This window comes from Fulvivirga sp. AWR4_260 (genome assembly GCF_056158185.1).
In genome coordinates, this window is the sequence record NZ_JBSWSU010000007.1 from 1 (window position 1) to 4153 (window position 4153).

Annotated in this window: 7 protein-coding genes and 1 pseudogene; all 8 read right to left on the reverse strand. The window is 30.5% G+C overall.

The window, feature by feature from the left end; translation table 11 throughout:
* Positions 1-98 precede the first annotated feature (98 nt).
* The 8 genes and pseudogenes from ACXACQ_RS06185 to ACXACQ_RS06220 all read right to left on the reverse strand — a co-directional run bounded on the left by ACXACQ_RS06185 (position 99) and on the right by ACXACQ_RS06220 (position 4061).
* Positions 99-329 (reverse strand): hypothetical protein, encoded by a 231-nt coding sequence (locus tag ACXACQ_RS06185; RefSeq protein ID WP_474975069.1) that lies wholly within the window; start codon positions 327-329, stop codon positions 99-101.
* A gap of 655 nt (positions 330-984) precedes the next feature.
* Positions 985-1275: a hypothetical protein gene (locus ACXACQ_RS06190; RefSeq protein WP_474975070.1), complete on the reverse strand. Its 291-nt coding sequence runs from the start codon at positions 1273-1275 to the stop codon at positions 985-987.
* Between the two features lie 315 nt (positions 1276-1590).
* A complete protein-coding gene (locus ACXACQ_RS06195) occupies positions 1591-2025 on the reverse strand; it encodes a hypothetical protein (protein WP_474975071.1) in 435 nt (144 codons plus the stop codon).
* A complete protein-coding gene (locus tag ACXACQ_RS06200; protein ID WP_474975072.1) occupies positions 2009-2572 on the reverse strand; it encodes a DUF7168 domain-containing protein in 564 nt (187 codons plus the stop codon). The genes ACXACQ_RS06195 and ACXACQ_RS06200 overlap by 17 nt, the downstream gene beginning before the upstream one ends.
* Positions 2487-2753, reverse strand: a complete 267-nt coding sequence (locus ACXACQ_RS06205; protein ID WP_474975073.1) for a DUF2786 domain-containing protein — start codon at positions 2751-2753, stop codon at positions 2487-2489. Before ACXACQ_RS06205 ends, ACXACQ_RS06200 begins: the two co-directional genes overlap by 86 nt.
* A 657-nt stretch (positions 2754-3410) precedes the next feature.
* Entirely contained in the window at positions 3411-3509 is a 99-nt protein-coding gene (locus ACXACQ_RS06210) for a DUF3850 domain-containing protein (RefSeq protein ID WP_474975074.1), read from the reverse strand.
* Positions 3509-3580, reverse strand: a pseudogene (locus ACXACQ_RS06215) (DUF3850 domain-containing protein); the annotation flags it as partial. The gene ACXACQ_RS06210 and the pseudogene ACXACQ_RS06215, both read right to left, overlap by 1 nt.
* 103 nt (positions 3581-3683) lie before the next feature.
* The gene (locus tag ACXACQ_RS06220; protein WP_474975075.1) at positions 3684-4061 is read right to left on the reverse strand and encodes a hypothetical protein; all 378 of its coding nucleotides are present in this window, start codon (positions 4059-4061) and stop codon (positions 3684-3686) included.
* Between the last annotated feature and the right edge of the window lie 92 nt (positions 4062-4153).

Here is a 4153-nt window from a genome sequence, read left to right on the forward strand (position 1 = left end):
CATGAAATCCTCATTCCTTCAAGAATATAATGTTAAAATAATTTCATTAGACTATCTACCGTTAAATGTAACGGAAAACCTTACCTCTCCTTCATCTTCTATAGCTCCTTTTTTTGATTATTAATATTATCCGTAAAAATAATATCGCCTTTCCCATCTTCTACAGCAAATCCTGCTCTTAATAATAATTGACGAAATTCTTCATCACTTAATTTACTTAAAAAATCTTTGGGGTTATTTTCATATTTAATTAATTTTTCTTTTTCGTTTTCCTCTATTTGCTCCCAAGCATTACTTACAGCCTGTTTATAAACTTTATCACTACTCATATTTAATTCACTCTTTCTTTTTTATAAGATATATAAAATAAAAGCAAAAACAAACAAGATAACAAGTATTTCAATAGGGCTTATGGAGGTAAAACAAAAAATCGGAATTTTGTAGTCCGTTTTATCCTCATAAAATCTATTACTCCGTTTAAAGCTTCTAATTCTTGGTTACTCAAATTATCTTGATGGAATCTTTTTTTTAAGTCCATAAACGCCCAGTAGTGTTCATCAGTAAATATAATCTGCCCATTTTTTAGCAAGATTGATAATTTTTCAATCCTCTTATTTATTATTTTACGATCACGATTGGATAGTCCGTTTAATTCCTCAATGTTATCAATATGAATTTTTTTAAATGAAGATAGAATATTATTACCTCCTTATTTCATTTATTATTGGATGAATTATTATTACATAGAAGTAAATAACCGATAACCCTATCATTACTGTTTTTATATAAAAATACATAAAAACAAGCACCCACTCTGGTAAAATATTTGAGTTAATGAATTGTTTAATGTTTGTATCAAATATCAACATTAATGCCATAATTAAGACACTAACCAAACTGGTAACATGAAACTTTTTTCGTTTACTATCATCAGGAATACGTTGTTTTATAAAATCCATGTTTAATTTCCCTTCTGTATTCTAATCAAATCAAGGAAAGGTTTAATTTTCGTTTCCTTTCATTTACAAGCTTAGCTTTCGCTTCCTTTCTTCCTACTGGTCGAATAGGTCTAGCAAGAAAAGAAACTACAACATCGGTGTAATCTATCGTTACATCTGTAAATTCTACAGTTTGATAAGAATATCCGTTTTTATCTACAATTAATTTCCCTAACTTAATCTTGTCTAAAATATGTTCTTTCCCTGTTTTTATCCTTTGTTCAAACTCAACTAGATTTTCCCCTACAGCCGATTTAGGCTGATAAGAAAAATCCATATTGAGATTTTGACATATAAAATGTATATTTAATTTACTGCTGTATTCAATATCTACACTTTGGTCACAATAAAGTCGTTCAATTTTTGTACTAATAACTAAGGTGATTAATCACCGCTGGCCAAATTCGTTAGCAACATTCAATCCATATTCATCTAGGCGGCCCTTTTTATATAAACTGTCAAGTGATCTAGCATATCTTCCTTTGTATTAAAAACTGCCTTTGATTTACCAGATTCATCTCTAATGTCTACTGTGATTCCTTCGGTTGTCATACATACTGATAATAGTTTCACTTACCTCGCCCCTCTCTTTTTATTTTTCCTCTACTTCTACATCAAAACTCTTTAAGTAATCTATAAATTCGTCATCATTCATTTTGTTAAAAAAGTCATAAGCTTCTTTTTCAAAAGATTCTTTGGTGTCTGTATATATAATTTCACCTTCTCCATCTTCTACTTTGAATCCTAATTCAGCGAAAAAATCTTTTATTTCTTCTCTTGTTTTGCTGTTAAAAAAATTTCGAAGTTCTTCCTTCAATTTAACACCATCCATAACACACTCACCTTCACCTTGATTTCCAAACAAATCAGCATAGAGTTCATCTATACTTATTTTCTTTCCGTTAATAAAAAATCCTGGAGAATCACTTTTCTTAGCCTTTAATCCATATCTTTTCGCTATTCGCAATACTTTTTCTTCAGTAACTTCATAATTCACTTTAATCCCCCTATTAGACTTGTTCGTCAATTGTCGATTTTGTATAATCAACCTTCTTCCCATCTTCATAACCTTGTTTGTAGGCGATACTTTCCTTTGCAGTTGGAATACAATGAATTAATGGTTTTGTTCCCTCAAACATTTCATTGTATTTTCTTTGTATTTCCTCAGGAACAAGAACCATCAGAGCGTTTTCTTTTTTCATTTCGTTAACTTGTTCTACAAATTTTTTTTGCAATCCATTTAAAAAACCTTTCATGTATGAATTTTTAATATCGGAAGTCACTTGTTTAGACCTGAATATATTGTTGCTGCTGTAATAAATTTCAACATACTGTTTTGTGTAAAATACAATGATTTCATACGCTAAGGAATACATTTTCTTCCCTAAAGCTACATCTGTGTCATAGCCAAAGAAGATAATTGATCTTTTCACTTTACGTTCTCCATTTAGAAGTTTATTCCTTATAAACCACCGAACACGAAAGTTTTTAGAAATAATAGTAGCTAGTTCTCTTTTCCCACCAGTATAACTTTTTAAAAACCGTAACTTGACCTTCATCAATATTTCGTACATTTTCTTCTAAACAAATATCACTCATAGCAATATCATGTTTCAGCATTAATTTTTGAGCCATAAGGAATGCTGATTGAGCTTCTTCTTCATTCGGATTATTTTCAGAAAGAGCTAATAATCCCTGTACTCTTTTAATTGCCTTTTCGTTTCTCTCTGAATATCCCTTCAAGTTATCCCTCATTTCTAAACGAACCTATTTTTAATTAAAGCTTGCTTTATAACCATTTTATCAGATTGAACATAGATTGAACACAAATAACCTTGATTTCACCTACACCCCTATATGTTCAATTTGAGTATACTCAGATTGAACATGTTAGGGAAAATAAAGGATGGCAAAGCCTTTCCTTACTGAATGAAACTCTTTTACGTTATACGTAAATCTATGGTAACCATATATACGTATATAATTAATTGTGTTAAGTATACCAAAAACAAGAGCTAACAATGATATAAATAACGACATAACACCTAAAACAGACAAATCTTGAAGATAGCTAACAAGTGAAACCATTAATATAAATAATACAATGTTTATTACAAATCCTATTTGAGTTGCTGACATGATTGTCATATCCATTTTTATGGATATATTTTGTTACGTTCCTGATAAATCTAATAATCCCCCAAACTGATAGAAACACCGCTGTAACTATCGGAAAACCAATAGCAGAAAGTAGTATGATATTGATTATTAAATCATCAGTTCGGTTTATTGAAATTGCAACAGCAGCCATTACAATTCCTAGCAAATACCAAGACAATGACAATTTAACGAAGTAATTTTGTATGAATTGAATAAATTTTTTCATTTTTCCATTCCCCCTATTATAAAATTTTATGTAATACCCATAACAACAAAACCATCACGCTGTGCATAATCAGTTATATATACCACTTCCCTTTCCACACTTTTTCCTGTGAATTTCGCCTTCATCAGGCAAGTATTTCACGCAAAAGCAAAATATCTCCAACTTTAAAATTACGATCATTGAACCTTATTTCAAAGTTCTTTTTCTATCCCTGCACATCCTGAAAATAGGATGTATATATTTTCAAATCATGAATCATATAATCACCTTCCTGATTGCTTAAAGCAATCCCCGAAGCTTTAAGCTTGAGAATGCTCTAATTCATCACGCCTGCCGAACAAAACCATATTTTCTTCAGAAATCTTTGCAAATCTTTCATTGCTTAGATTCTGATTTTTCATGGCATGTAGGTTTTTTTTAATTTCTGTTACTACATGCAAATATTCCTTCCCTTTTTTAGTTAAAACAGCACCAAAATAAGGAAGTTGTCCTTTAGGGTCATATTTTTCTCCTGTTATTTCTTCCAATTTGTCTATATCTACTATTTTAATGAATTCCTCATCAAATTGCTGGACTTCACGTAATAAATAAGCTTCCATATACCCAAATACGGTACAACCTCCATCAGCTAACTTCATTACATGCAAGTGTTTCTTCGTGATTAATTTTTCTTTCATTTTATCACTCCTGATTTAGGTGCTGGGTGAGCACACGAGTATGACAAACTTAACCTTAGCAATACGTACTTAGTCAAGTAAGTTATACAACA

Coding starts and splice junctions, on each gene's coding strand:
- ACXACQ_RS06220 (WP_474975075.1), bottom strand. CDS start 4,061: ATGAAAGAAAAATTAATCACGAAGAAACACTTGCATGTAATGAAGTTA.
- ACXACQ_RS06210 (WP_474975074.1), bottom strand. CDS start 3,509: ATGAAGGCGAAATTCACAGGAAAAAGTGTGGAAAGGGAAGTGGTATAT.
- ACXACQ_RS06190 (WP_474975070.1), bottom strand. CDS start 1,275: ATGGATTTTTCTTATCAGCCTAAATCGGCTGTAGGGGAAAATCTAGTT.
- ACXACQ_RS06205 (WP_474975073.1), bottom strand. CDS start 2,753: ATGAGGGATAACTTGAAGGGATATTCAGAGAGAAACGAAAAGGCAATT.
- ACXACQ_RS06200 (WP_474975072.1), bottom strand. CDS start 2,572: ATGTACGAAATATTGATGAAGGTCAAGTTACGGTTTTTAAAAAGTTAT.
- ACXACQ_RS06185 (WP_474975069.1), bottom strand. CDS start 329: ATGAGTAGTGATAAAGTTTATAAACAGGCTGTAAGTAATGCTTGGGAG.